Origin of the sequence: Burkholderia sp. Ac-20379, assembly GCF_017104645.1 — a bacterium.
In the GTDB taxonomy this organism is placed as follows: domain Bacteria; phylum Pseudomonadota; class Gammaproteobacteria; order Burkholderiales; family Burkholderiaceae; genus Burkholderia.
The window spans coordinates 1-22,456 of the sequence record NZ_JAAGPF010000104.1; the positions used below are offsets into that span (position 1 = coordinate 1).

Here is a 22,456-nt window from a genome sequence, read left to right on the forward strand (position 1 = left end):
GCCGCGCCGCCGGCCGCCAGCGCGAGCGCCGGGCCGTGCGCCGACGCGAAGCGGCCCCAGTCGAGCAGCATCTGCGACATCCACGGCAGCGCGCGGCCGGTGCCTTCGTAGATGGTCGCGAAGCGCGGCACCACGTAGGTGATCAGGAACGTCGACACGCCGCCGCCCACCACCAGCAGGATGCTCGGATAGATCGCGGAGCTGACGAGCTTGTTGCGCACGGTATCGATGCGCGCCTGGTAATCGACGTAGCGTTGCAGCGCGCGCGGCAGATCGCTGGTGCCTTCGGCCGCGCGCACGATGCCGACGTAGAGCGGCGGGAACACGTCGGGCTGCTCGCCGAGCAGCGCCGAGAAGCGCTTGCCCTCGCGCAGGCCCGCCAGGATCCGCTGCAGCACGCCGCGCAGGCGTGCGCCGCCCTCGCGTTCGAGCAGCGCCTCCAGCCCCTCGACGATCGACAGGCCGGCCTTCAGCAGCGCCAGCAGTTCCTGGCTGAACAGCACGAGCGAGATCCGCCCGCGCACGACCGCGGGCCCGCGCAGCGCGCGCACCGGCGCGACGCGCATCGCGTGCAGGCCGCGCGCCTCGACGTGCGCGCGCGCGCCGGCCTCGTCCTGGGCGTCGACGACCAGCGCGGTGATCCGGTTGTCCGGCGAAAGCGCTCTGACTTCGAATTGCATGGTGCCGCGTGTTCCTTTGCTGAGCCGGGCGCCTGCCGTGGCATGGCGGTGGGTCCGCGGGCCGTCCTTCGCGGGGACGGCGTGGGCGCACCGCCATGCCGGGTCCGCTCGCGCGAACCCGATGCATGGCGCGGCGACGTCACTCGCTGCTGAGATCGGCGTCCTCGCCCGACCCGCCCGGTTGCCCGTCGCGGCCGTACGAGATCACCGCGTAATCGCCCTTGGTGCCGGGCACCTGATAGACGTACGGATGGCCCCACGGATCGAGCGGCACGTCCTTCTTCAAGTACGGGCCGTTCCACCTGTCCGCGCCGGCCGGCTTGACCACCAGCGCCTGCAGCCCTTCCTCGGTGGTTGGGAACCGCCCCACGTCGATCCGGTAGTTGTCGATCGCCTTGGTCAGCACGTCGATCTGCGCGCGCGCGACCGTCACCTGCGACTTGCCGAGCTGTGCGAAATAGCGCGGCCCGACGATCGCCGCCAGCATGCCGATGATCACCAGCACCACCAGCAGTTCGAGCAGCGTGAAGCCGCGCGCGCGGCGGCGCGGCGTGTGCGCGAGCCGGCTTGCGCCGGCCGTCCGGACAGTCGTCCCGTTCATCTTCGATCACCCATCAGGAAAAACGCGGGCGCGCCGGTTGCGCGCGCCCGCCGGTTCGACCTCAGTAGCCGATGCCGAGCACGATGTGCTCCGGCGACGGCACCTGAATCGTCGAGCTCTGGTTGTTGACGTCGTCGAACGCGTAGCCGTAGGCCAGACCGCTGATGCCGTGGTCGTGCCAGAAGCGCGCGTACTCGTTGGACGGCGAGGCCGCGTAGTACGCCGACGGCACGTTCCACTTGGTCGTGTCGCCCATCACGTGGCGATTGATCGCGGCGCACAGCTGCGCCTCGATCTGCTGCTGCGTGCCGTCGCCATCGAGGAACACGTCATTGCACAACAGCACCGCCTGCGTGTTCGGCTTGTTGACCGTGTAGGTCGCGCCGGCAAACTGGCCGTTGTGCTGATCGACTTCCTTGAACACCAGTTGCGTGCCCGAGGCGCGGCCGACGAACGCGCGCGCGCCCGCCACCACCGGCAGATCGTTCGACGCGTAGTACGTCCACATGTCGTTGACGTAGCCGTCGAAATACGTGCCGTTCGGCTTGCCCGCGGCGAACGAGTCGTGGGCCGGCGCCATGATGCGGAAATTCGACGGCGTGGCGGGCTGGAACGGCGCCGACACTTCGCGTGCATACGCCTGGTACAGATCGGCGCGGCGTTGCGTGATGCCGGTGCGCTGGTGCACGGTGCCGTTGGCCGAGTAGACGTCCTGCGAGAGCGGGAAGCCGAACTCGTCGACCTGCGTGGTGTTGATCCACAGGCCGTTGCTGCCGTACGCGAACTCGTACCAGTCGAACGGGATGCCGAGGCTCGGGTCCGTGCCGTTGTTCGGATCGGGCGGCGCGAAACCGATGTTGCCGTTGGCGTCCGTGTTGATCTTGATGTACAGCGGGCTGCCGAGCGACACGAAGATCCGGCCGGAGAACATCGGCGGCAACTGCAGCGTCTTGCTCTGCGCGAGCGTGAAGAAGTAGTTACTGTAGTTCTGCCCGTTCGGCGCGGTCAGGTGGTTCGGCGCGTCGTTGTCGGCCGCGCTGGACGCCATGATCGTGCCGTCCGGCTTGAGCCACGCGAACTGGCCCGTGGCCGGATCGCGCGCGATGACGGCCACGTACACCTGGTCGTCGGTATAGGCGCCCTGCGTGTTGTTCTGCAGGTCCACGCCGATCAGGCCCGGCTTGACCGTGTAGGCCGGCACCGCGGTGTCCACCGTCAACGTCGCGTTGCCCGAGCCGGTGACAGTGCCGTCCGGCCCCGTCACCGCCACGCTGAACACCTTGCCGGTGTCGCCGGCCACGGCCAGCGGCGTGTCGTAGGTGCGGCTGGTCGCACCGGCGATCGGCTTGCCGCCGAGCTGCCACTGGTACGTGTACGGCCCCGTGCCCGACATCAGCACGGCGAAGTGGCCGCTCTGGCCCACCGGCACCGCCTGGTTGGCCGGCTGCTCGACGAACGGGCTGGCCGGTTGTTGCGGCGGCGTGCCGCCCGAACCGGCAAGCGCCGGATCGTTGTACACGGCGAACTCGAACAGCGAGTAGCCGTAGCCGGTTGCGCGCTGTACCCCTTGCAGGCGGATGTAGCGCGCCGTGGTGGTGGCGGTCAACGGCAGATCCTCGATGCCGCCGCGTCCGTTGTTCTGGGTGTAGACGGTATTCGACCAGTCGACGTTGTCGTGCGAGGTCTGGATCAGGTACTGCTTGCCGTAGGCGTTCTCCCAGTTCAGGACCACACGGTTGAACGTGCTTTCCTTGCCGAGGTCGAGCGTGATCCACGCCTTGTCGTCGAAGTTCGACGACCAGCGCGTGTTCAGGTTGTTGTCCACCGCGTTCGACGCCGGATAGCCGTCGTTTTCCAGGCCGCTCGCGCTGGCCTTGGTGCCCAGCGCCAGGTTCACCGCCGCTGCCGCGGAGCCGAACGTGACGTTGACCGTGTGCGGCGCCAGCACTTCGTTGAACGTGTAGTGATCGACGATGCCGACATCCGCGCCGTCAACCTGCACGCCCGTCACCGCGCTGCCTGCCGCGGGCACGAACTGGTAGGTCTGCACGCCGCCCTGCAGCACCTGCGTGCTGCCGGCCGGCGTGATGCTGCCGCTGCCGCTGCTGGTGGCCGTGACGGCATAGCTCGGCGTGTTCGCGCTGTTGTACACCTCGAATTCGAACAGCGAGTAGCCGTACTGCGTCGCGCGCTTGGTGCCGTACATGCGCACGTAGCGCGCCTGCACCGGCGCCGGGAAGCGCAGGTCCTCGGTGCCGCCGGTGTCGTCCGTCTTCGGCACCGCGTCGTTCCACTGGCTGTTGTCGGTCGAGGTCTGGATCTTGTAGTCCACGCCGTACGAATCCTGCCAGCGCAGCACCACGCGATCGACCGTCTGCACCGAGCCGAGATCCACCGCGATCCACTGCGGATCGGCGAACGCCGACGACCAGCGCGAGTTCAGGCTGCCGTCGGTGGCGTTGCCCGGCCCGTAGCCGTCGTTCTCGTTGCCGCTCGAGGTGGCCGGCTTGCCGTACGCGAGGTTCGCGCTCGGCACGGTCGGCGGCGGCGGGGTGGTCGCGCCGCCGCCGTTGCCGGTGTTGCCGCCGTTGCCCGAATTGCCCGTGTTGCCGTTGCCGTTACCGTTGTCGCCCGTGCCGCCGGTATTGCCGTTGCCGCCGGTCGTGGCGGCCACCACCGTCAGCGTGGCCGGCGCGGTCGTGACCGTGCCGCCCGCGTTGCTGATGTCGACCGTGTAGGCCGTGCCGTTGTCGGCCGCGACCGTGACGGGCGGCGTGGTGTACGACGGGATCGTCGTGATCGCCACCAGCACGCCGTTGCGTTTCCACTGGTAGTCGAGCGGGCCGGTGCCCGTGACGGCCACCGTGAACTTCGCGCTCTGGCCTTCGCTGGCCGTGACCGCCGCCGGTTGCGCGGTGATCACCGGCGCCGGCGAGGTGTTGCCCGACACGCACATGACCCACGCCGGGGCGTTGTTGATGATGCCCTGCGACTGGCGGCCCGACGAGTCGACCAGCCAGGCGTTGGTCGGCAGGTTCGGCACCTGCGTCGTGGTCCAGGTGCGCCACGGCGACGGGAACGCGCACGATGCGTAGTTCGAGCGTGCGATCGTCTCGGCTTCGTTGAGCGTCGGCACGCGCATGCCCACCGCGTTGCAGTACTTGATCGCGACGTCCTGCGTGAACTGCGCGCCGTCGGCCGCGAACGTGGTGTACGTCTGCTGCCACGTCAGGCCGCTCTGGTTGTCCTTCACGTTCGGCACGAACGGGCCGTTCGGCAGGCCGGGGATCGTCGACTGCCAGATGCCCGGTTGCGGCGCGAGCGGCGTGTAGCGCTCGGTTTCGCCGCCGCACTGCGGGGCGTCGAGCACCTGGAACTCGAACAGCGAGTAGCCGTATTGCGTGGCGCGCTGCAGGCCCAGCATCCGCACGTAGCGGGCCGAGGTGCTCGCGAACGAGCGCGGATCGACGCCGCCCGTGCCCGTGACCGGCGCGGTGGTGCCGCCGGCGCCGTCGGGCTGGCCGTTCGGGAACACGGTGTTCCACACCTTCTCGTCGTTCGACACCTGGATGTCGTACAGCGAAGCGTAGGCGTTTTCCCAGTTCAGCACGACCTTGTCGAAGGTCCTGACCGAGCCGAGATCGACTTCGAGCCACGACGGATCGACCTCCGGCGCCGACGACCAGCGCGTGGCGATCGAGCCGTCGATCGCGTTGGCCGCCACCAGGCCGCCGTTCTGATCGCTGCTCGACTTCGCCGTCGCGCCGAGCGCGAGGTTCGACGCGTCGGTGCCGCTCACGGTCAGCGTCGCCGTGCGGCTGTCGACGCTGCCCGCGCTGTTGCTGACCGTGACCTTGTAGCTGCCCGCATCGGTGGATTGCGCCGACGGGATCAGCAGGCTGTCCGAGTTGTCGCCCACCGGCTGGTTGCCGTGGAACCACTGGTAGCTGAGCGGATTCGAGCCGGATGCCGTGACGCTGAACGTCACGGCCTGGCCGACCGGCACGCTCTGATCGATCAGGTCCGAGCCCGACGGAATGCTCGGCGCCACCGCCACGCTGACGGTCAGGCCGACCGGATCGGACGTGATCTGGCCCGCGCTGTTCTTGACCAGCACGCTGTAGAGCGCGCCGCTGTCGGCCACCTGCATCACCGGCGTGTCGTACACCGGCCCGGTCGCGCCGGCGATCGGCGTGCCGTTGCGCAGCCACTGGTAGCTGAGCACCGGCGAGCCCGACGCCGTCACCGAGAACTCGGCGCTCTGGCCCGCGGTGATGTTGCGCGCGAGCGGCGCGGTGACGATGGCCGGCGCGGCCGGCTGCACCAGCGTGACCGTCGCGCCGTTCGATGCCGCCTTGCCGATCGGGTTGCCGACTTCGACGCTGAAGCTTGCGCCGCTGTCGCCTTGTTGCAGCGCCGGCGTGGTGTACGTGTAGCCGTTCGCGCCCGCGATCGGCTGGCCGTTCTTGAACCACTGGTAGCTGATCGGCGTGGCACCGGCGGTCAGCACCGTGAACGTGCCGCTCTGGCCCAGCGTGACGACCTGGCTGGCCGGCTGGGTCAGGATCTGCGGCGCCGTCTGCGGCTGCTGGCCGACCACCATGTCGGTGCCGTCGAACGCTTGCGCGTTGACGGCCGGCTGCACCGCGAACGACGCCGTCGCGCTGCCGAGGTTCGGCGACGACACCGTGACGTTGACCGTGCCCGGCTGGAACTGCGTGCGCACCGCGATCTTCGCCATGCCGCCCTCGGCGGACAGGTTCGGGTCGCCCGGCGCGTGCCAGCCTTGCGGCTGCGCGTCGTTGACGTAGTGATCCGAGCCGCCGCGATAGGTGCCCGGGCCGCTGACGGCGAACGTCAGCGTCTGGCTCGCGTCCGGCACGAGGTTGCCCGCCGCGTCGACCACCTTGGCCGTCAGCGTGGCCGCGTCGGTGCCGTTGGCGGTCAGCGCGAAGCTGTCGCCGTCCGGCTTGACGATCTGCGGATCGACCGTCAGCAGCAGGTGATCGGCCGCGCCGGCCGTCACCAGCGTGTCGGTGGCGGCCACCTGCAGGTCGTCGTTCAGACACTCGGCCACCAGCGTGCCCGGCTGGAATTGGATGTTGTCCCAGTGCACCTGGCCCGGCAGCAGCGTGGTGTTCTGCGAGAGATCGGCCGACGGATCGGAGCTGGTGGGGTTCGGCGTCTGCGCGCCGCCGACGATCTGCCCGTTCAGGCGCAGGCGCACCGACGGGCAGTTGCTGAACGCGTTCACGCGCACCAGGCCCGTGCGGTTCCAGGTGTTGGCCAGCTTGACGACCGGCTGGATCGCGCCGTTGAAGCCCTTGTACGGCGTCCAGACCGCCTTGTAGATGTAGTAGATCAGGCGCGGCAGGCGGTTCCAGTCCATCATCGACGCGCCGTTCGAACGCACTTCGCTGTTCAGCACGCCGTCCGTCTGCGTGTTGATTTCGCCCGGCGTGTCGGCCAGGTACCAGTGCGCCATGCCGAACGACTTGCCGATCATGCTGTGCACCCAGTCGCGCAGGTACGACGCCGCGAACTGGATCTCGAAATCGTATTTCCAGCGGCCCACGCCGTCGCCCCAGTATTCGGAGCCGTAGGCCGGCGTGGCCGGATATTGCGTCTTGACGTTGACGTCGCAGCCCTGGCCCGAGCAGCCGAGGATGTCGCCGTTCGCCGGGTTCGGCGTGCGGTCCGCCTGCGCGCGCGTGTTGATGAAATCGTAGTCGCGCGAGATCTTCTTGAGGTTCGCCGCGATGCCCGGATCCATCGTGCCGTTGTTCGCCTCCCAGGCGAGCACCGACGGATGGTTGCGGTCATGAATGATCATGTCGCGGTGCAGTTCCGACTTCAGCGTGACGTTGTCCTGCGTGACGCAGCCGCCCTGGCCCGCCGTCGTGCAGAGCGCCGGGAAGCCGTTCTCGCCGTCGCCGCTCGGCTGCAGCATCATGATCCCGTATTCGTCGGCGCCGTCGAGCCACTCGCGGCCCTGGCTCGAATGGCCCGGGCGATACGAGCTGCCGCCCGCCTGCGCGAGCAGCGAAAGATCCTGCCATTGCAGATCCTCCGGCACGGCCGAGCCGAGCGCCGGATAGTCGTAGCGGCCCGATGCGCCGAACAGGTAGTGCGGGTGGCCGTTGATGATCGGGAAGTTGTGATCCCAGGTGATGGTGCGGATGCCCAGCGGGCTTTGCTTGGTATCGACCACCACGCCGTTCACGCTGACCGAATGGATCACGTGATACAGGTACGGACGGCCGTAGATGCTGTTGTTCGGATACCAGAGCGTCGGGTTGTTGACCGTCAGGATCTGGTCGAACGTCGATTGCGGCGCGGGCAGCACGGTCGTGGTGTTGGCCGCGAGCGTCTTGGTGTCCTGCGCCGTGGCGACCACGTTGCCGCCAGCGTCGACGATCTGCGTCGTCAGCGTGACCGGCTGGTCGCTCGAGTATTCGTTGAGGACGTTGGTCTGCACGCGGATCGTCGCCACCGCGTCGTTCGCCGTGACCGTCGCCACGTAGGTGCCCCAGGTGTTGAGCACCGAGTAGATGTTCTCGGGAATGTGGATGCGGTCCGTGATGTGCATCCACACCGGACGGAAGATGCCCGTGTCGTCCTGGCCGAAGCGGAACGCGCCCGAGAAGCTCGGCGACTCGAAGAACTTGTCGCCGCGCGACACCTTGACGGCCAGCACGTTGTCGGCCGGCTGCCCGTTGGCGTCCTTGAATTTGACGTAGGGCGTCAGGTCCACCACGAACGGCAGGAAGCCCACCACGTGGGTGGCCTGCTGGTTCGCCGCCACCTGGCTGTTGCCCGGGATGAACTGGCCGTTGATGTACACCTGCACGCCCGTGTGCGCGCCTTCGAACACCACCAGCACCTTGCGGGCGAGCTGGTCCGGGCCGAACGACGGATCGAGCTTGAAGTGCTTGCGATACCAGTTGGTGTTGCCGGTCAGTTGCCCCTGGCCGCCGCCCGACTCGATGTTGATGAACGTGTCGTTGTCGGCGGGCGTCTGCGGCACGCCGATCGATTGCCACTTCGAATCGTCGAACGCGGGGTTCGCGTAGCTCGGATCGTCATTGTCCTTGAGGTATTTCCATGGCGTCGCGCCCAGGTTGATCACGATGTGATTGCTGGGCGGCAGCGGCACCGCCGCTCGCGCGTGCACGATGGAGAGCAGGAGCAGCCCCCATAAAAGGAGCAGCCACCCTCCACCCTGCCAGGCTGTCTGCCTAACACTATTGCGCATGTTGGTTTTCCCGGTGATCCACGTTATGCGTCTGTCGATACGGGCACGGCCGCCCCCTGCGGGCGCCCCCCGAATGCCTGTCGCGCGGGTGACGCAGCGGCCTGCCGGCCCGACGTTCCCGCGCTTCGATTTCTTGCCTGATTGCCAGCTACGTGCCCGTTCATGACGGGTCGCAAACGTTTCACCGATCAGGCGCAAACGTTTTACACGCTAAATAGGGGATGACCCTCGCTCTGCACTGGAGGTGATAACGGCCCACTTCGGGAAAGGTTGACTAGGTGTAAACCCGTGTGCTTCTCGGCTTCTTTTCGAAACTGTCAATTTGCAAACAAATGCGCTGCTTTGTGATTAACAACAGCTTTCAAATAGTTGCGGGCACAACGGTTTGCCCGATTTTGGGGCAGGGCGCAGAGGGAATTTTTGAGATTGAGATGTGCATGCTTCAACCGATGCCGGCGGGCTCAGGATGGGAAACGGGAGCCAAAGCAAAAACGCGGGCGTGGCATCGACACCGGTTGCACGACGATTGAACGAAACGGGAAAGAAAAACCGCTGAATGTCTGATCAGGCTTGGCGCGTCCTGCTGGGATCGAACCAGCAACCCCTGCCTTCGGAGTTTCATCGACGTCCCGCCGGGCCTTGCCCCTCAAGGCCTCGCCGGCCCCTCCACCCGGCAAAACCAAGGCTGCCCCACCTCAATCCAGGCCACCCCGGCCCGCGCAAGCTGCAATCCGGCTGCAATCCGACTGCCATCGCGCAGCGCTCCCGCGGCACGCCCGCCATCGCCCGGCCGTCCGCGCTGTGCCCGCCCGGCCGACAGATGCGATCCGTTGAGCCGCGGCGCACGAATGCCGAACATGGACGTCAGCACGCTCGACCCGCGCTCCGGCGCACGAGGACGGCGGGCGATGCCCGGCGCACGTGTCGAGCGAATTCCGGCGCCTGCCCAGAACACCGCCGCGACGACGCCACGCCAGCGCCCGGCCCCGCCGCCTGCCCGCCCGATCCGGCCCTCGACGTGCCCCCATGCGCTCCGCGCGCCGGCCCCTGCCGGTGCGCGGGGCAACCCGGCGCCCGCGCGCCTTCCCCGACGAGCCGCCCCGATGAAAGTCTCCGCCCTGCAGAACGAAACGCTCGACGCGCTGTGCTGGCGTCACTACGACAGCACGTCGGGCACCGTCGAGGCCGTGCTCGCGGCGAACCCCGGCCTCGCCGCGCTCGGCGTCGCGCTGCCGGCCGGCACGCTCGTCGAGATGCCCGACATGACGGCGATCGCCCCCACCCGCTCCCTGTTGCAACTTTTCAACTGAGATTCGCCAGCATGGCCGAACCGAACACCACCCTCGCCGCCGCGCTGTTCGCCGCGATCGGCATCGCCGGGATCTCGCCCGGCATCGACGGCGACACGCTGATCGGCGCGTTCGCCGGCGCCGCGCTCGTGGTCGTCAGCGCCAAGGACATCGGCATCGCGCGGCGCGCCGCCTACATGCTGATCTCGCTCGTGATGGGCTACCTCGCCGCGCCCGAGCTGATGCGCCAGCTGCCGATCCGCTCGGCCGGCGTGGCCGGGTTCTTCGCGGCCGCGCTCGTGATCGCCGTCACGCTGACGCTGATCGAACGCGTCAAGAGCGCCGACCTGCTGGCCTTCCTGCGCAAGGGGGGCTGACATGCACCTGTCCTATGCGCTGATCGCCCTCGCCGCGCATCTCGCCGTCATCGCGCGCGTGCTGGCCCGCCGCCGGCACGGCGAGCGCCACCGTTTCCACGTCGCATGGGCGGCCTGGGCCATCGTCGCCGTGGCCGGCGGCGGCGGCATCGAGCTGCTGCTGCACGCCCAGGCGACCGGTTTCTTCCAGGCGGCCCTCGCGATCGTGCTGGCGGTCGTCGTCCATCTCGCGCGCGGCGACGTCGCGCACCTTCTCCGGAGCAAAGACGCGTGAACGTCCTTCATTTCAACGATTGCGGAGCCGAGGTCGGCCTGCTGCAACTGCGCCTCGCGCGCGCCGGCTATCCGGTCGCGGCGAGCCACATCTACGACGAGGCCACCGAGCGCGCCGTGAAGGCCGTGCAGGCCGCGGCGGGCCTGGTGGTGGACGGCATCGCCGGCCCGAAAACCTGGAATGCGCTCGCCACCGGCCAGCGCGACCCGCGCGACCTGACCGACGCCGACCTGCAGGCGGCCGCCACGCGGCTCGGCGTGTCGACGGCCTGCGTGCGCGCCGTCAACGAAGTCGAATCGAACGGCGCGGGCTTCCTCGCCGACGGCCGCCCGAAGATCCTGTTCGAGCGCCACGTGATGTACCGCCAACTGGCGACGAATCTCGGTCAAGCGGCCGCCGACGCCGCCGCCGCGCAAGCGCCCGACATCGTCGCCGCGACGCCGGGCGGCTACCAGGGCGGCGCCGCCGAATACGTGCGGCTCGACGCGGCTGCGCGGATCGACGCCGCCTCCGCCTACGAATCGGCGAGCTGGGGCGCGTTCCAGATCATGGGCTACCACTGGCAGCGGCTCGGCTACGCGAGCGTCGACGACTACGCCGCGCGCATGGAAACCGGCGAAAGCGCGCAACTCGACGCGTTCGTGCGCTTCATCCTGGCCGACAAGACCCTGCTCAACGCGCTCAAGAACCGCAACTGGGCAGGCTTCGCCGCCGGCTACAACGGCAGCGGCTACGCGCGCAACCTCTACGACGTGCGGCTCGCGCGCGCCTATCAGAAGTACGCCGCCGCATGACGCTCGCCAGCCTGCGCCTGTGGATCTCGCTCGCCGTGCTGGCGGCCGCCGGCGCGGGGTGCGTCTATGTCCGCGCGCTGCAAACGCTGCTCGCCGACGCCACCCGCGAAGCCGGCCAGGCGCACCAGGATCTCGCGGCGCGCGACGCCGTCGTCGCGCGCCTGCAGGCCGCCGCGCGCGAGCAGGATGCGGCCCGCGCCAGGCTCGAACGCACGCGCGGCGCCGTGAACGCGCAGCTCGCGTCCTATCAACAGCAACTGCGGAAACTGATCGATGAAAACCAAGCCGTTCGTACCTGGGCCGGCACTGCTCTGCCTGACGATGTTGTGCGCCTGCACGACAGCGCCGCCCTCACCGGCGCCGACGCTTACGCTGAACGCCTGCGCGGCGGTGACGCGCTGCACGATGCCGGCGATGTCGCCGCGCACCAACGGTGAGCTTGGCGACGCGCTCGAAACGGCGCGCGCGGCCTGGGCCGGCTGCGCCGCGCAGGTCGACATGATCGCCGCGTGCCAGGCCGCCGCCACGGAGGGCCCCGCCCATGAATAAGCCCGCCGCCCTGCGCGCCGCGATCGTGGCCGCCGTGCCGTCGCTCGCGGCCTCGCCCGACAGCCTGCTGATGTCGATCAACGCGGGCGCGATCGCCGCGACCGGCACCGGCACGTCGTCGTTCGATTACGACTACGAGTGCGAGATCAACCTGTGGGCCGGCGTGGCCGACATCGACACCGTGATGATCGCCGTGCTCGACTGGGTGCGCGCCAACCAGGCCGACCTGGTCATGAACCCCGATCGCCGGCGCGACGGCATCACGTTCTTCGCGACGCTGCCGCAGGGCGATCGCGTCAATCTCGACCTCAAGCTGCGCCTGTCCGAAAGCGTGCTGGTGCGCGTCGGCGACGACGGCAAGCGCGTCGTGCAGTACGTCGACGATTCGGCCGCCGTGCCGATCGTCTGAACCGAGCGGCCGCTCCGGCCGCTTCCGTCTCTCTTCCCGCTTCTCCTCCCGCCCCCAGCCTTCGATTGCCAAGCATGCCGAATCATTCGGCATGCGCCGGCCGGCTTCCTCGCGTTATTCCACACGTCCGCCCCCGCTCGCGCGCATTTGCGCGCGCGGTTCTCCATGCCGATCCGGCGCGGTGCGCACCGCGTTTCCTGCTCGATCCGATTTGGTTGTTCCCGCAACCAGTACACATGCGATCGCTCGCGCCGCACGGCACGCGGCGGCACCATGATCGACATGGACGCGAACGAAATTCACCGCAAGGCGCGCAACGCCGTACGCAAGGGCTCGATCCTCGATGTCGACCACGCCAACGCGTTGTGTCGCGTCGCGATCGGCGAGACCGACGACGACGGCCTGCAGACCAACTGGATCCCCTGGATCGCAGGCACCGCCGGCGCGACGCGCGAATGGCTGCCGCCGACCAAGGGCGAACAGGTCGTGCTGCTGTCGCCGATGGGCGACCCGGCGCAGGCCGTCGCGCTGCGCGGCTTCTACTCGAATGCCGCGCCCGCGCCGGACGCCTCGCCGAACACGCATACCCGCGTCTACGCCGACGGCGCACGCATCAGCTACGACCACGACGCGCATGCGCTGGTGGCCGAGCTGCCGGCCGGGGCGACGGTGCGGATCGCCGCGCCCGTGTCCGTGACGATCGAAACCAAGGACGCGACCGTCAAGGCCGAGACCGTCACGCTCGACGCGCAGGCCACCGTCTGCACCGGCGCGATGACGGTAAAGGGCCCGTTCGCGTTCGAGGCCGGCATGACCGGCAAGGGCGGCACCGACGGCGGCGGCGGCAACGTGATGCGCATCGACGGCACCGCCGCCTTCACCGGCGACGTGCTGGCGGGCAACGTCAGCCTCGCCGCGCACAAACACCAGGCGCTCGGCCAGAACGCAATCACGAGCGCACCGATTCCGGGGGCGGCATGAATGGCATGAACGCGGTCACGGGCCTGACGCTCTCGGGCACCGATCACCTGATGCAGTCGGTCGAGCGGATCCTGATGACGCCGCTGGCCACCTGCCTGCAACGGCGCACGTTCGGCTCCGAGCTGCCCGAACTCGTCGACGCGCCGAACAACGCCACCACGCGCGTACGGCTCTACGCGGCCACCGTCACCGCGCTGATGCGCTGGGAGCCGCGCCTGACCGTCACGCGCGTGCAGCTCGCCAGCGAGAGCGCCAACCCGCTCGACGGCAGCCAGACCATCGATATCGAAGGCCTGACCGACGCACGCGACACGCCCGTCACGTTGCGCGTCCCGGTCACGAACGGAGCAACCGCATGAGAACGACCCCGATCGACCTGTCGCAACTGCCGGCCCCCGACATCGTCGGCAGCATCGATTTCGAAACGCTGTACGCCCAGCGCAAGGCGCGCCTGATCGCGCTCTACCCGGCCGATCAGCAGGCCGCCATCGCCGCCGCGCTCGCGCTCGAATCCGAACCGATGGCGCGCCTGCTGCAGGAGAACGCCTATCGCGAGATGGTGCTGCGCCAGCTCGTCAACGATTCGGCGCGCGGCATCCTGCTGGCCTACGCGAGCGGCTCCACGCTCGACCACATCGCCGCGCTGTTCGACGTCGACCGGCTCGTGATCGATGCGGGCGATCCCGGCAACGGCGTCGCGCCGACCTACGAGGACGACGACAGCCTGCGCGAACGCGTGCAGCTCGCGCCGCGCGGCTTCTCCGTGGCCGGCCCCGAGGAGGCCTACGAATTCCATGCGCGCTCGGCCGACGGACGCGTGCTGTCCGCCTCGGCGAAAAGCCCGCAGCCGTGCGTGATGGTCGTCTCGGTGCTGTCGCGCGACGGCGACGGCACCGCCGAGCCCGATCTGCTCGACAACGTGCGCGCCGAACTCGAAGGCAAGCGTCCGCAGGCCGATCAGGTGATCGTGCAGAGCGCCGAGATCGTCCCGTATGCGATCCGCGCGACGCTGCGCTTCTTCTCCGGCCCGGACCGCGCGGTCGCACTCGCCGAGGCGCAGAAGCGCGTCGCGCAGTTCGCGAGCGACATGCACCGGATCGGCATGGAGGTGACGCTCGACGGCCTCTACGCCGCGATGCGCGTGCCGGGCGTGCAGAAGGTGCTGCTCGATTCGCCGGCCGCCGGCGTGGCGATCGGCACCGGCCAGGCGCCCTATTGCACCGGCATCGAACTGATCGACGGCGGGGTGGCCGATGAATGACCTGCTGCCGCCGAACGCGACCGTGCTCGAGCGGCGTCTCGCCGACACGGGCTCGGCCACCGGCGCGATCCCCGTCGCGCTCGACACGCTGATCGATCCCGACCGCATTCCGCTGCCCTTCCTGCCGTGGCTCGCCTGGCACATGGGCGTCGAAACCTGGAAGGACTACTGGCCCGAATCGATCAAGCGCGCGCGCGTCAAGGCCGCGATCCGCATCGCGCGGGTGAAGGGCACGGCCGAGGCGGTGCGCCAGGTATGCGCGTCGTTCGGCGCGAACGTGGCGATGCGCGAATGGTTCGAGACGACGCCGCCCGGCCAGCCCGGCACGTTCGAGATCGTGATGACGGTGGGCGGCCGCGACGACGTGCCCGTTACCGCCGACTACGTGGCCGACATCATCGACGAGGTCGACCGGGCCAAGCGCGGCACCGCGCATTACACGCTCACGCAGGGTTTCAGCGCGAGCGGCAAGCAACGCATCGGCGCCGGCGCCCAGGCGGCCCTCTATCGCAGGCTGAACCTCACGGATAACTGAACATGGCTGGAAATCTGATCCAAATCACCGACGCCGGACGCGCCGCGCTTGTCGCCGCGGGCAATACCGGCAGCGCCGCGCACGGCATCAGCGCGATCGGCCTCGCCACCGCGGCGTTCGCGTTCGACCGCGGCCTGCAGGCGCTGCCGAACGAGCGCAAGCGCGTGACCACGTTCGGCGGCGAGAACGTCGCGCCGGACACGATCCACGTCGTGATCCAGGACAACACCGACGATCAATACCCGCTGTACGGCTTCGGGCTCTATCTGGACAACGGCGTGCTGTTCGGCGTGTACGTGCAGGACGCGCCGATCATGGAGAAATCGCCGTCGGCCATGCTGCTGCTGGCCGCCGATGCGATCTTCGCGAGCATCGACGCCTCGCTGCTGCAACTCGGCGCCACGTCGTTCCTGAATCCGCCGGCCACCACCGAACGCCAGGGCGTGGTCGAACTGGCGACGCACGACGAAGTGCGCGCCGGCGCCGACGACCTGCGCGCCGTCACGCCGGCCGGTGCGGCCGCGCGCTACATGTCGTACGACGGCGGAGTGTTCAACGGGCCGGTGGCCGTGCACCGCAGCGTCGGCGGCAACGACGCGCAGCTCAACCTCTCGGCCGAATCCGGCGCGTACGGCATGCCCGGCAAGCTGCGCTTCTGGGGCACGTTCGGCGATGCGCATGTCAACGATCCCAATCCGCGCCTCACCGCCGCCATTCACGGCGGCTTCAACGGCGGCATCTGGGGCAGCGAATACCTCGATTTCCTCGTCAACCGCACGTCCAACGACGCGCACGACGATACCAACCTGACTCGCGTGATGCGCCTGCTCGGCGGCGCCCGGGTGCTGTTCGGCAACGTCGCCGACGACGGCACATCGACGGTGCAGGCGGGCGGGGACATCGTCGGGCTCGGCGCGCTGACGATCGGCCGCGGCAAGGCCCGCGCGATCGTCAACACCGACGACCTCACGGCCTACTTCGCCGCGCTCGGCGACGGCAACACGATGCTCGGTGCGACGGGCAGCGGCGTGACCTCGCTGGTCACGGCAAACCAGGAACGCGTGCGGGTGGTGCCGTCGGGCCGCGTGCTGGTCGGCACCACCGACGACGACGGCAGCAATCTGCTGCAGGTTGCCGGCAACGTCATGACGACCGGCTGCGTCGCGTCGAATCGGCTCGATTCGGGCGGCGCCAATTTCCGCGCGATCGGCGGCAGCTACGGTGCGATGATCCGCAACGACGGCAGCTCGGTCTACTTGCTGTCCACCAAGCAAGGCGACGCCACCGGACAGTTCAACGACTATCGGCCGTTCTCGTGGCAGCTCGGCAACGGCAAGGTCACCATCGACGGCAGCGCGAACGGCGCGAGCTTCGGCGGCGACGTGAGCGTGGCCGGCGAGTTGCAGGTGGGCAGAGGACTCGCGCAAGGCTCCGTCCGCGTCGGCCCCATCGACGGTTTCCTGTATTCGAACCAGGACGGCTACGGCTGGTGGACGCCGAACAACGGCGCATTCCAGTACTACATCGCCGACCGCACGTTCCGCGTCGACGGCCAGCGCGTCTGGACCGAGGCGACGGTCGACCCGCTCGACAAGCGCAGCGGCGGCACGATCAACGGCGACGTGACGATGGCCGCCGGCAAGCGGCTGTTCCTCGACGAAGGCACGGCGCTGCTGCCGTCGCTGACGTTCGTCAACGACGGCTCGCCCGATACCGGCCTGTTCCACACGGCGGACGGCCAGTTCGGCATCACCTGCAACACCCAGGCGATCGTCGGCTTCGCAACGGACGGCACGCGCTTCAGCAGCAACGTGTTCGGTCCGACGCCCGCCGCCAACGACCGCTCGACGCGCCTCGCCACGACCGAGTGGGTGCTGGCGACCCTGAGCGCCTCGTCGATCGGGCAGATCGTCCACGAGCCGCGCACCAACGCGCGCGCCGGCTACCTGAAGCTCAACGGCGCGGAACTCAACCGCGCCGACTATCCCGCCCTGTGGGCCTACGCGGTGGCAAGCGGCGTCCTGGCGACGGACGCGGACTGGAGCGCCGGCCGTCAAGGCGGCTTCTCGACCGGCAACGGTACGTCGACCTTCCGGATTCCCGACCTGCGCGGCGAATTCATCCGCTGCTGGTCGGACGATCGCAGCGACGTCGATCCGCAGCGCGGCGTGGGTACGACCCAAGCCGGGCAGAACCTGTCGCACACGCACGGCGCGTCGGAAACCCCGGCTGGCGACCACGGACACGTCTCCTCGACCGACTGGCAAGGCCAACACAATCACGGCATCAACGATCCGGGGCACAGCCACAGCACCCCCATCCCATCCGGCGGCGGCGGCGGGAACCAGCAAGTCGTGGTGGGGCCTTTTACCATCACGGCCTACTACTCGACCCATGCCGCCGCAACCGGCATCTGGCTGAACGACGCGCCCGCCCACAACCACAACGTCAGCATCACGCCGAACGGCAACCACACGCACGCCATCACCATCAACGCCGACGGCGGCAACGAATCGCGCCCCCGCAACGTCGCCCTGCTCGCGATGATTCGCGCCTACTAATCCTTCGGATACCAAACCATGTTGATCCATCACTACAGCTCGACGACCGGCGAATACCTGAGCAGCGGCCAGCCCGACGCCGATCCGCAGAACGACGGCCGCTGGCTGATCCCCGCCAACGCCACGTTCGACGCGCCGCCCGAGCGCACGCCGACCTCCTGGCCGTTCTACCGCGACGGCGCGTGGTTCCTGCTGCCCGATTACCGCGGCCGGATCTGCTACCGCACCGATACCGGCGAGCCGGTGGAGATCGCCGTCGCGGGCAAGACGCCCGACGAACTGGGCCTCACCACCGAGCCGCGTCCGTCGGCGCGCCACGCCTGGGTGGACGGCGCGTGGGCGGTGCCCGCCGCCGTGATCGAGGCGGAAAAGGAGGCGGCCGTGCAGCAGACCTTCGACATGCTGATGACCAAGGCCAAGAAGGCCAACGAAGGCAAGGCCGACGCCTACGCCGCAGGCCAGCTCGACGCGGAAGGCATTTACTACTTCAAGGCCTGGGCCGCGTATCAGATGGCGCTCGTCGGCGCGATGGACGCCGCCGCCGGCTCGCCCGACGCCATCGTCTGGCCGGCGCAACCCGCGCCCTACGTCGCGCCGGCCGCGGCGCCGGACAACACGCCCGCCGCGGCGTCCGATGCCGCCCCGGCCGCCACGCAAACGCAGACGCAGACGCAGACGCAACAGGACCCGGCCGCGACCGCCGCGCCGCAGGACGCCGCGTCCGCCCAGGAATCGACGCCGACCCCGGCCGCCGCGCCGGCATCGACCTCGACCGCGCAGCCGTAAGCCGCGCGCCGCTTCACCACGACCCCTCTCACCACTGGAGATTTAGCTATGCCGCAGGATTACCACCACGGGGTACGCGTCATCGAAGTCACGAACGGCGGCCCGCCGATCCGCTCGGTTTCGACGGCCGTGCTCGGCATCGTCTGCACGGCCTCCGACGCCGACGACGCCACCTTCCCCCTCAACACGCCGGTGCTCGTCACGAACGTCGTCTCGGCGCTCGGCAAGGCCGGCACCAAGGGCACGCTGCGCAGCACGCTCAACGCGATCGGCCAGCAGACCAAGCCGATCACCGTCGTCGTGCGCGTGGCCGACGGCAAGGACGACGCCGAAACCGCCTCGAACACGATCGGCTCGGTCACCGCCGACGGCAAGTACACCGGCGCGCAGGCGCTGCTCACGGCGCAGGCCAAGCTCGGCGTGAAGCCGCGCATCCTGGTCGCGCCCGGCCTCGACACGCAGGCCGTGGCCAACGCACTCGCCACCATCGCGCAATCGCTGCGCGCGTTCGCCTACGTCTCGGCGTCGGGCTGCAAGACCAAGGAGGAAGCGGTCACCTACCGCAAGCAGTTCGGTCAACGCGAACTGATGGTGATCTGGCCGGATTTCCTCGGCTGGGACAGCACCACCAGCACGACGGTCACGATCCCGGCCCCGGCGATCGCGGCGGGCCTGCGCGCCAAGATCGACAACGACATCGGCTGGCACAAGACGCTGTCGAACGTGGTCGTGAACGGCGTCACCGGCCTCTCGGCCGACGTGTCGTGGGATCTGCAGGATCCGGCCACCGACGCGGGCTACCTGAACGAGAACGAGATCACCACGCTCGTCAACTACAACGGCTATCGCTTCTGGGGCTCGCGCACGTGCGCCGCGGACACGCAGTTCGTGTTCGAGAACTACACGCGCACCGCGCAGGTGATCGCCGATTCGCTGGCCGAGGCGCAGATGGGCAACGTCGACGGCGCGCTGAACCCGTCGCTGGCCCGCGACATCATCGAGAACATCAACGGCTGGTTCCGCCGGCAGATCGCCAACGGCTACCTGATCGGCGGCAGCTCCTGGTACGACCCGGAGCCGAACACGTCCGACGAACTCGCCTCGGGCGCGATGTACATCGATTACGACTACACGCCGGTGCCGCCGCTCGAAAACCTGATGCTGCGCCAGCGCTTCACCGACCGCTATCTCGCGACGTTCGCCGATCGCGTGACGGCATAACCAGGAGATCCGAACAATGGGAATGCCACGCAAACTCAAGAACTTCAACCTGTTCTACAACGGCACGCGCTTCGCCGGTGAAGTCCAGGAAATCGAACTGCCGAAGCTCAAGCGCAAGACCGAGGCCTGGCAGGGCGCGGGCATGAACGGCCCGGTCAAGCTCGATTTCGGCAACGAGGAAATCCAGCTGGTGTGGACCTGCGGCGGCTTCATGGAAGACGTGCTCGGCCAGTGGGGCGTCACGACCCACGACGGCGTGCTGCTGCGCTTCGCCGGCGCCTACCAGGCCGAGGACAGCGCGAGCTTCGACTCGGTCGAGATCGTGGTGCGCGGCCGCCACGAGGAAATCGACATGGGCAAGGCCAAGGTCAAGGACGACACCAGCTTCAAGGTCACGACCAACGCCAGCTACTACAAGCTGTCGGTCAACGGCTTCGTGCTGATCGAACTCGACTTCATCAACATGATCGAGAACGTCAACGGCACGGACCTCGCGGCCGGGCTGCGCAACGCGATCGGCCTGTAACGCATGGTGCCGCGCCGCCGGCGCGGCACCCCCGACTCATTTCATCCGAATCCAGCCACCATGAGTGACGACATGAACACCGAAAACCAGGCCACGACGCACGGCGAAACCGCCGCGAACACGCACACGCTCGACACGCCGATCGTGCGCGGCGAACAGACGCTCACCCAGGTGACGCTCGCCAAGCCGGACGCCGGCGCGCTGCGCGGCACCTCGCTGTCGGCGCTCGTCAATCTCGACGTCGACGCGCTGTGCAAGGTGCTGCCGCGCATCACGAGCCCGGCGCTGACCGCCGCCGACGTGCATGCGATGGACCCGGCCGACCTGGTTGCACTGGGAGGCATCTTCGCCGGTTTTTTGATGCCGAAGGCGCTCAAAGCGAGCATGGAATCCCCGAGCGCGTAGAAGACGCGATGGCGGATATCGCGACGGTGTTCCACTGGACGCCGCGCGACATGGACGGCTTCTGCCTGGCGGAGCTGATGGACTGGCGCGAACGCGCGCGGATACGTAGCGGATACGAGGAAACATGAACAACGCCGACAACCTGCGCGTGATGTTCGACACCATCACCGCCTGGACGAAGTCGATCCGGGACTCGCTCAATCGCGGCGTCTCGCAACCGGCGGACAAGGCGGCCGGCGACGTCGCCTCGCTGAAGGCCGAGCTCGAGAAGCTCGGCAAGCAGCAGGAATCGGTGAAGTCGCTGCGCGCGATGCGCGGCGAGCTGGCCGACACCAACAAGGCGCTCGCCGACGCGCGCGAACGCGTGAGCACGCTGTCGCGCTCGCTGCAATCGTCCGGCCAGCCGTCGCAGCGCCTGGTCGCGGCGCTGGCCAACGCCACCGGCGCGGTCGGCGAACTCGAAGCGAAGCAGCGCGGCCAGACGCGCGCCATCGGCACGCTGTCGTCCGAACTCAGTGGCGCGGGGCTCAACACCCGCAACCTGGCCGCCCAGCAGCGCGCGCTGAAGGGCAACATCGACGCCACCACCGCGTCGCTCGAACACGCCACGCGGCAGGAGGAAAACCGCGAGAAGTGGAGCAAGCGCCGGGAGGCCATCAAGGACGGCAGCGAGAAGCTCGGCGAGGCCGGCAACTGGATCCGCGAGAAGGTCAACGTCGCCGTCGACGAGGCCAAGAAGTTCGAGGACGTGCGCGCCCAGATGCTCGCGGCCGGCGCCGACGAGAAGGCGATCCAGGCCGCCGAACGCTATGCGCGCACGGCGCAGTTGCCCGGCGTCAGCACGGCCGAGAAGTTCTCGTACGTCAGCGACGCCCAGGGCATGACCGACAGCGAGGCGATGGCGGAGAAGGTCGCCGACAAGTTCGCCAAGGTTCACTTCACCAATCTCGCGCTCTACGACACGCAGCAGGCCCAGGCCAACGACGCCACGTTCAAGAGTCTCGCCGCGATCGCCGTGTCCCGCGGCGCGCTCAAGGACGGCGCGCATCGCGAGGGCGAGCTCGACAACATCCAGCAGCTGATCGCCGCCAATCACGGCGACATCAAGGCCGACGAACTGGTCAAGTTCGCGAACTCGGCGGGCGCGGCCGCCAATGGCCTCAGCTCGGCCGCGCTGTGGTTCCAGTCGAACGCCGTGATCAAGACGCTCGGCGGCGGCGACAAGGCCGGCGGTGCGCTGGCGGCCCTCATGGACACCCTCGCCAGCGGCCACGGCATGAGCCGGCAGTCGGTCGATGCGCTGGTCAAGGACGGCGTGCTCGACCGCAAGGGCGTCAAATTCGGCAAGGACGGCAAGTCCGAAAGCTTCGCGCCGGACGCGCTGAAGAACGTCGCGCTGCTGCGCCAGTCGCCCGCGCAATGGCTGCGCGACGTGCTGCTGCCGCAATTGAAGGCGCGCGGCAACGATTCGCCGGAGCAGGTCAATGCCCAGATCGATGCGATCGTCGGCCAGAAGGAAGCCGCGAGCTACCTGAAGGCGGTCTACGCCAACCTGGACAAGAGCACCAGCGACGAGCACGACGCCGTCGGCGCCAAGACCATCGACGCGAGCGCGGCGCTCGCCGCGACCACCACGCGCGGCAAGGAAGCCGGGCTGAAGGCCAGCACCGATTCGCTCAAGCTGCAGGCCGGCGAAAGCGCCCAGCCGGCCTACAACGCCAGCCTCGACGTCGCGCAGTCGGGCCTCGGCAAGCTGAGCGCGTTCATCGACGCGCATCGCGGCATCGCGCAGACGCTCGGCACCGTCGCGACCGTGCTCGGCGGCGTGCTCGCAGGCGCGGGCACGCTGGCCGGCGGGCTGTTCGCGGCGATCGGCGCGCTGAAGACCGCCCGCAGCCTGATGTCGGCGCTCGGCGGCGGCGCCCGCGATTTCGCGGGCGCCGTGCTCGACC

General features: G+C 68.8%; 20 protein-coding genes and 1 pseudogene. 18 read left to right on the forward strand and 3 right to left on the reverse strand.

Annotation, left to right across the window (positions count from 1 at the left end; genetic code table 11):
* The 3 genes from G3N92_RS15620 to G3N92_RS15630 form a co-directional block, all read right to left on the reverse strand.
* A partial coding sequence (locus G3N92_RS15620; RefSeq protein WP_206128438.1) for a type II secretion system F family protein occupies window positions 1-680 on the reverse strand: 680 nt, incomplete at its 3' end.
* Between the two features lie 139 nt (window positions 681-819).
* Window positions 820-1,281 (reverse strand): type II secretion system major pseudopilin GspG, encoded by a 462-nt coding sequence (gene gspG / locus G3N92_RS15625; protein WP_206128439.1) that lies wholly within the window; start codon window positions 1,279-1,281, stop codon window positions 820-822.
* Window positions 1,282-1,342: 61 nt separating this feature from the next.
* The gene (locus tag G3N92_RS15630; protein WP_339385924.1) at window positions 1,343-8,437 is read right to left on the reverse strand and encodes a beta-1,3-glucanase family protein; all 7,095 of its coding nucleotides are present in this window, start codon (window positions 8,435-8,437) and stop codon (window positions 1,343-1,345) included.
* 1,202 nt (window positions 8,438-9,639) lie between these two features.
* Here G3N92_RS15630 and G3N92_RS15635 point away from each other — a divergent pair.
* The 18 genes and pseudogenes from G3N92_RS15635 to G3N92_RS15720 form a co-directional block, all read left to right on the forward strand.
* Window positions 9,640-9,846, forward strand: a complete 207-nt coding sequence (locus tag G3N92_RS15635; RefSeq protein WP_206128441.1) for a tail protein X — start codon at window positions 9,640-9,642, stop codon at window positions 9,844-9,846.
* A gap of 11 nt (window positions 9,847-9,857) precedes the next feature.
* Window positions 9,858-10,202, forward strand: a complete 345-nt coding sequence (locus G3N92_RS15640) for a putative holin (protein ID WP_206128442.1) — start codon at window positions 9,858-9,860, stop codon at window positions 10,200-10,202.
* A 1-nt stretch (window position 10,203) separates the two neighbouring features.
* Complete coding sequence (locus G3N92_RS15645) at window positions 10,204-10,476, forward strand: phage holin family protein (RefSeq protein ID WP_206128443.1); 273 nt, start codon at window positions 10,204-10,206, stop codon at window positions 10,474-10,476.
* Entirely contained in the window at window positions 10,473-11,270 is a 798-nt protein-coding gene (locus G3N92_RS15650) for an N-acetylmuramidase family protein (RefSeq protein WP_206128444.1), read from the forward strand. The genes G3N92_RS15645 and G3N92_RS15650 overlap by 4 nt, the downstream gene beginning before the upstream one ends.
* Window positions 11,267-11,623, forward strand: a pseudogene (lysB, locus tag G3N92_RS15655) (Rz-like lysis system protein LysB); the annotation flags it as partial. The gene G3N92_RS15650 and the pseudogene lysB, both read left to right, overlap by 4 nt.
* Window positions 11,544-11,819, forward strand: a complete 276-nt coding sequence (gene lysC / locus G3N92_RS34965) for an Rz1-like lysis system protein LysC (RefSeq protein WP_241014810.1) — start codon at window positions 11,544-11,546, stop codon at window positions 11,817-11,819. The pseudogene lysB and the gene lysC, both read left to right, overlap by 80 nt.
* Window positions 11,812-12,228, forward strand: a complete 417-nt coding sequence (locus tag G3N92_RS15665) for a phage tail protein (protein ID WP_206128447.1) — start codon at window positions 11,812-11,814, stop codon at window positions 12,226-12,228. Before lysC ends, G3N92_RS15665 begins: the two co-directional genes overlap by 8 nt.
* A gap of 282 nt (window positions 12,229-12,510) precedes the next feature.
* Window positions 12,511-13,209, forward strand: coding sequence for a phage baseplate assembly protein V (locus G3N92_RS15670; protein WP_206128458.1), 699 nt, complete (start codon window positions 12,511-12,513; stop codon window positions 13,207-13,209).
* The gene (locus G3N92_RS15675; protein WP_206128448.1) at window positions 13,206-13,568 is read left to right on the forward strand and encodes a GPW/gp25 family protein; all 363 of its coding nucleotides are present in this window, start codon (window positions 13,206-13,208) and stop codon (window positions 13,566-13,568) included. Before G3N92_RS15670 ends, G3N92_RS15675 begins: the two co-directional genes overlap by 4 nt.
* Window positions 13,565-14,470: a baseplate J/gp47 family protein gene (locus G3N92_RS15680; RefSeq protein WP_206128449.1), complete on the forward strand. Its 906-nt coding sequence runs from the start codon at window positions 13,565-13,567 to the stop codon at window positions 14,468-14,470. Before G3N92_RS15675 ends, G3N92_RS15680 begins: the two co-directional genes overlap by 4 nt.
* Complete coding sequence (locus G3N92_RS15685) at window positions 14,463-15,005, forward strand: phage tail protein I (RefSeq protein ID WP_206128450.1); 543 nt, start codon at window positions 14,463-14,465, stop codon at window positions 15,003-15,005. The genes G3N92_RS15680 and G3N92_RS15685 overlap by 8 nt, the downstream gene beginning before the upstream one ends.
* 2 nt (window positions 15,006-15,007) lie before the next feature.
* Window positions 15,008-17,566 (forward strand): phage tail protein, encoded by a 2,559-nt coding sequence (locus G3N92_RS15690; RefSeq protein ID WP_206128451.1) that lies wholly within the window; start codon window positions 15,008-15,010, stop codon window positions 17,564-17,566.
* Between the two features lie 18 nt (window positions 17,567-17,584).
* Complete coding sequence (locus tag G3N92_RS15695) at window positions 17,585-18,352, forward strand: tail fiber assembly protein (protein WP_206128452.1); 768 nt, start codon at window positions 17,585-17,587, stop codon at window positions 18,350-18,352.
* Window positions 18,353-18,400: 48 nt separating this feature from the next.
* Window positions 18,401-19,573 (forward strand): phage tail sheath protein, encoded by a 1,173-nt coding sequence (locus G3N92_RS15700; protein WP_206128453.1) that lies wholly within the window; start codon window positions 18,401-18,403, stop codon window positions 19,571-19,573.
* A gap of 16 nt (window positions 19,574-19,589) precedes the next feature.
* Window positions 19,590-20,099: a phage major tail tube protein gene (locus G3N92_RS15705; RefSeq protein WP_206128454.1), complete on the forward strand. Its 510-nt coding sequence runs from the start codon at window positions 19,590-19,592 to the stop codon at window positions 20,097-20,099.
* A 72-nt stretch (window positions 20,100-20,171) separates the two neighbouring features.
* Window positions 20,172-20,504: a phage tail assembly protein gene (locus tag G3N92_RS15710; protein WP_241014811.1), complete on the forward strand. Its 333-nt coding sequence runs from the start codon at window positions 20,172-20,174 to the stop codon at window positions 20,502-20,504.
* A gap of 8 nt (window positions 20,505-20,512) precedes the next feature.
* Window positions 20,513-20,632 (forward strand): GpE family phage tail protein, encoded by a 120-nt coding sequence (locus G3N92_RS15715; RefSeq protein WP_206128456.1) that lies wholly within the window; start codon window positions 20,513-20,515, stop codon window positions 20,630-20,632.
* Window positions 20,629-22,456: hypothetical protein (locus G3N92_RS15720; protein WP_206128457.1), on the forward strand; the 1,828-nt coding region annotated here is incomplete at its 3' end. The genes G3N92_RS15715 and G3N92_RS15720, both read left to right, overlap by 4 nt.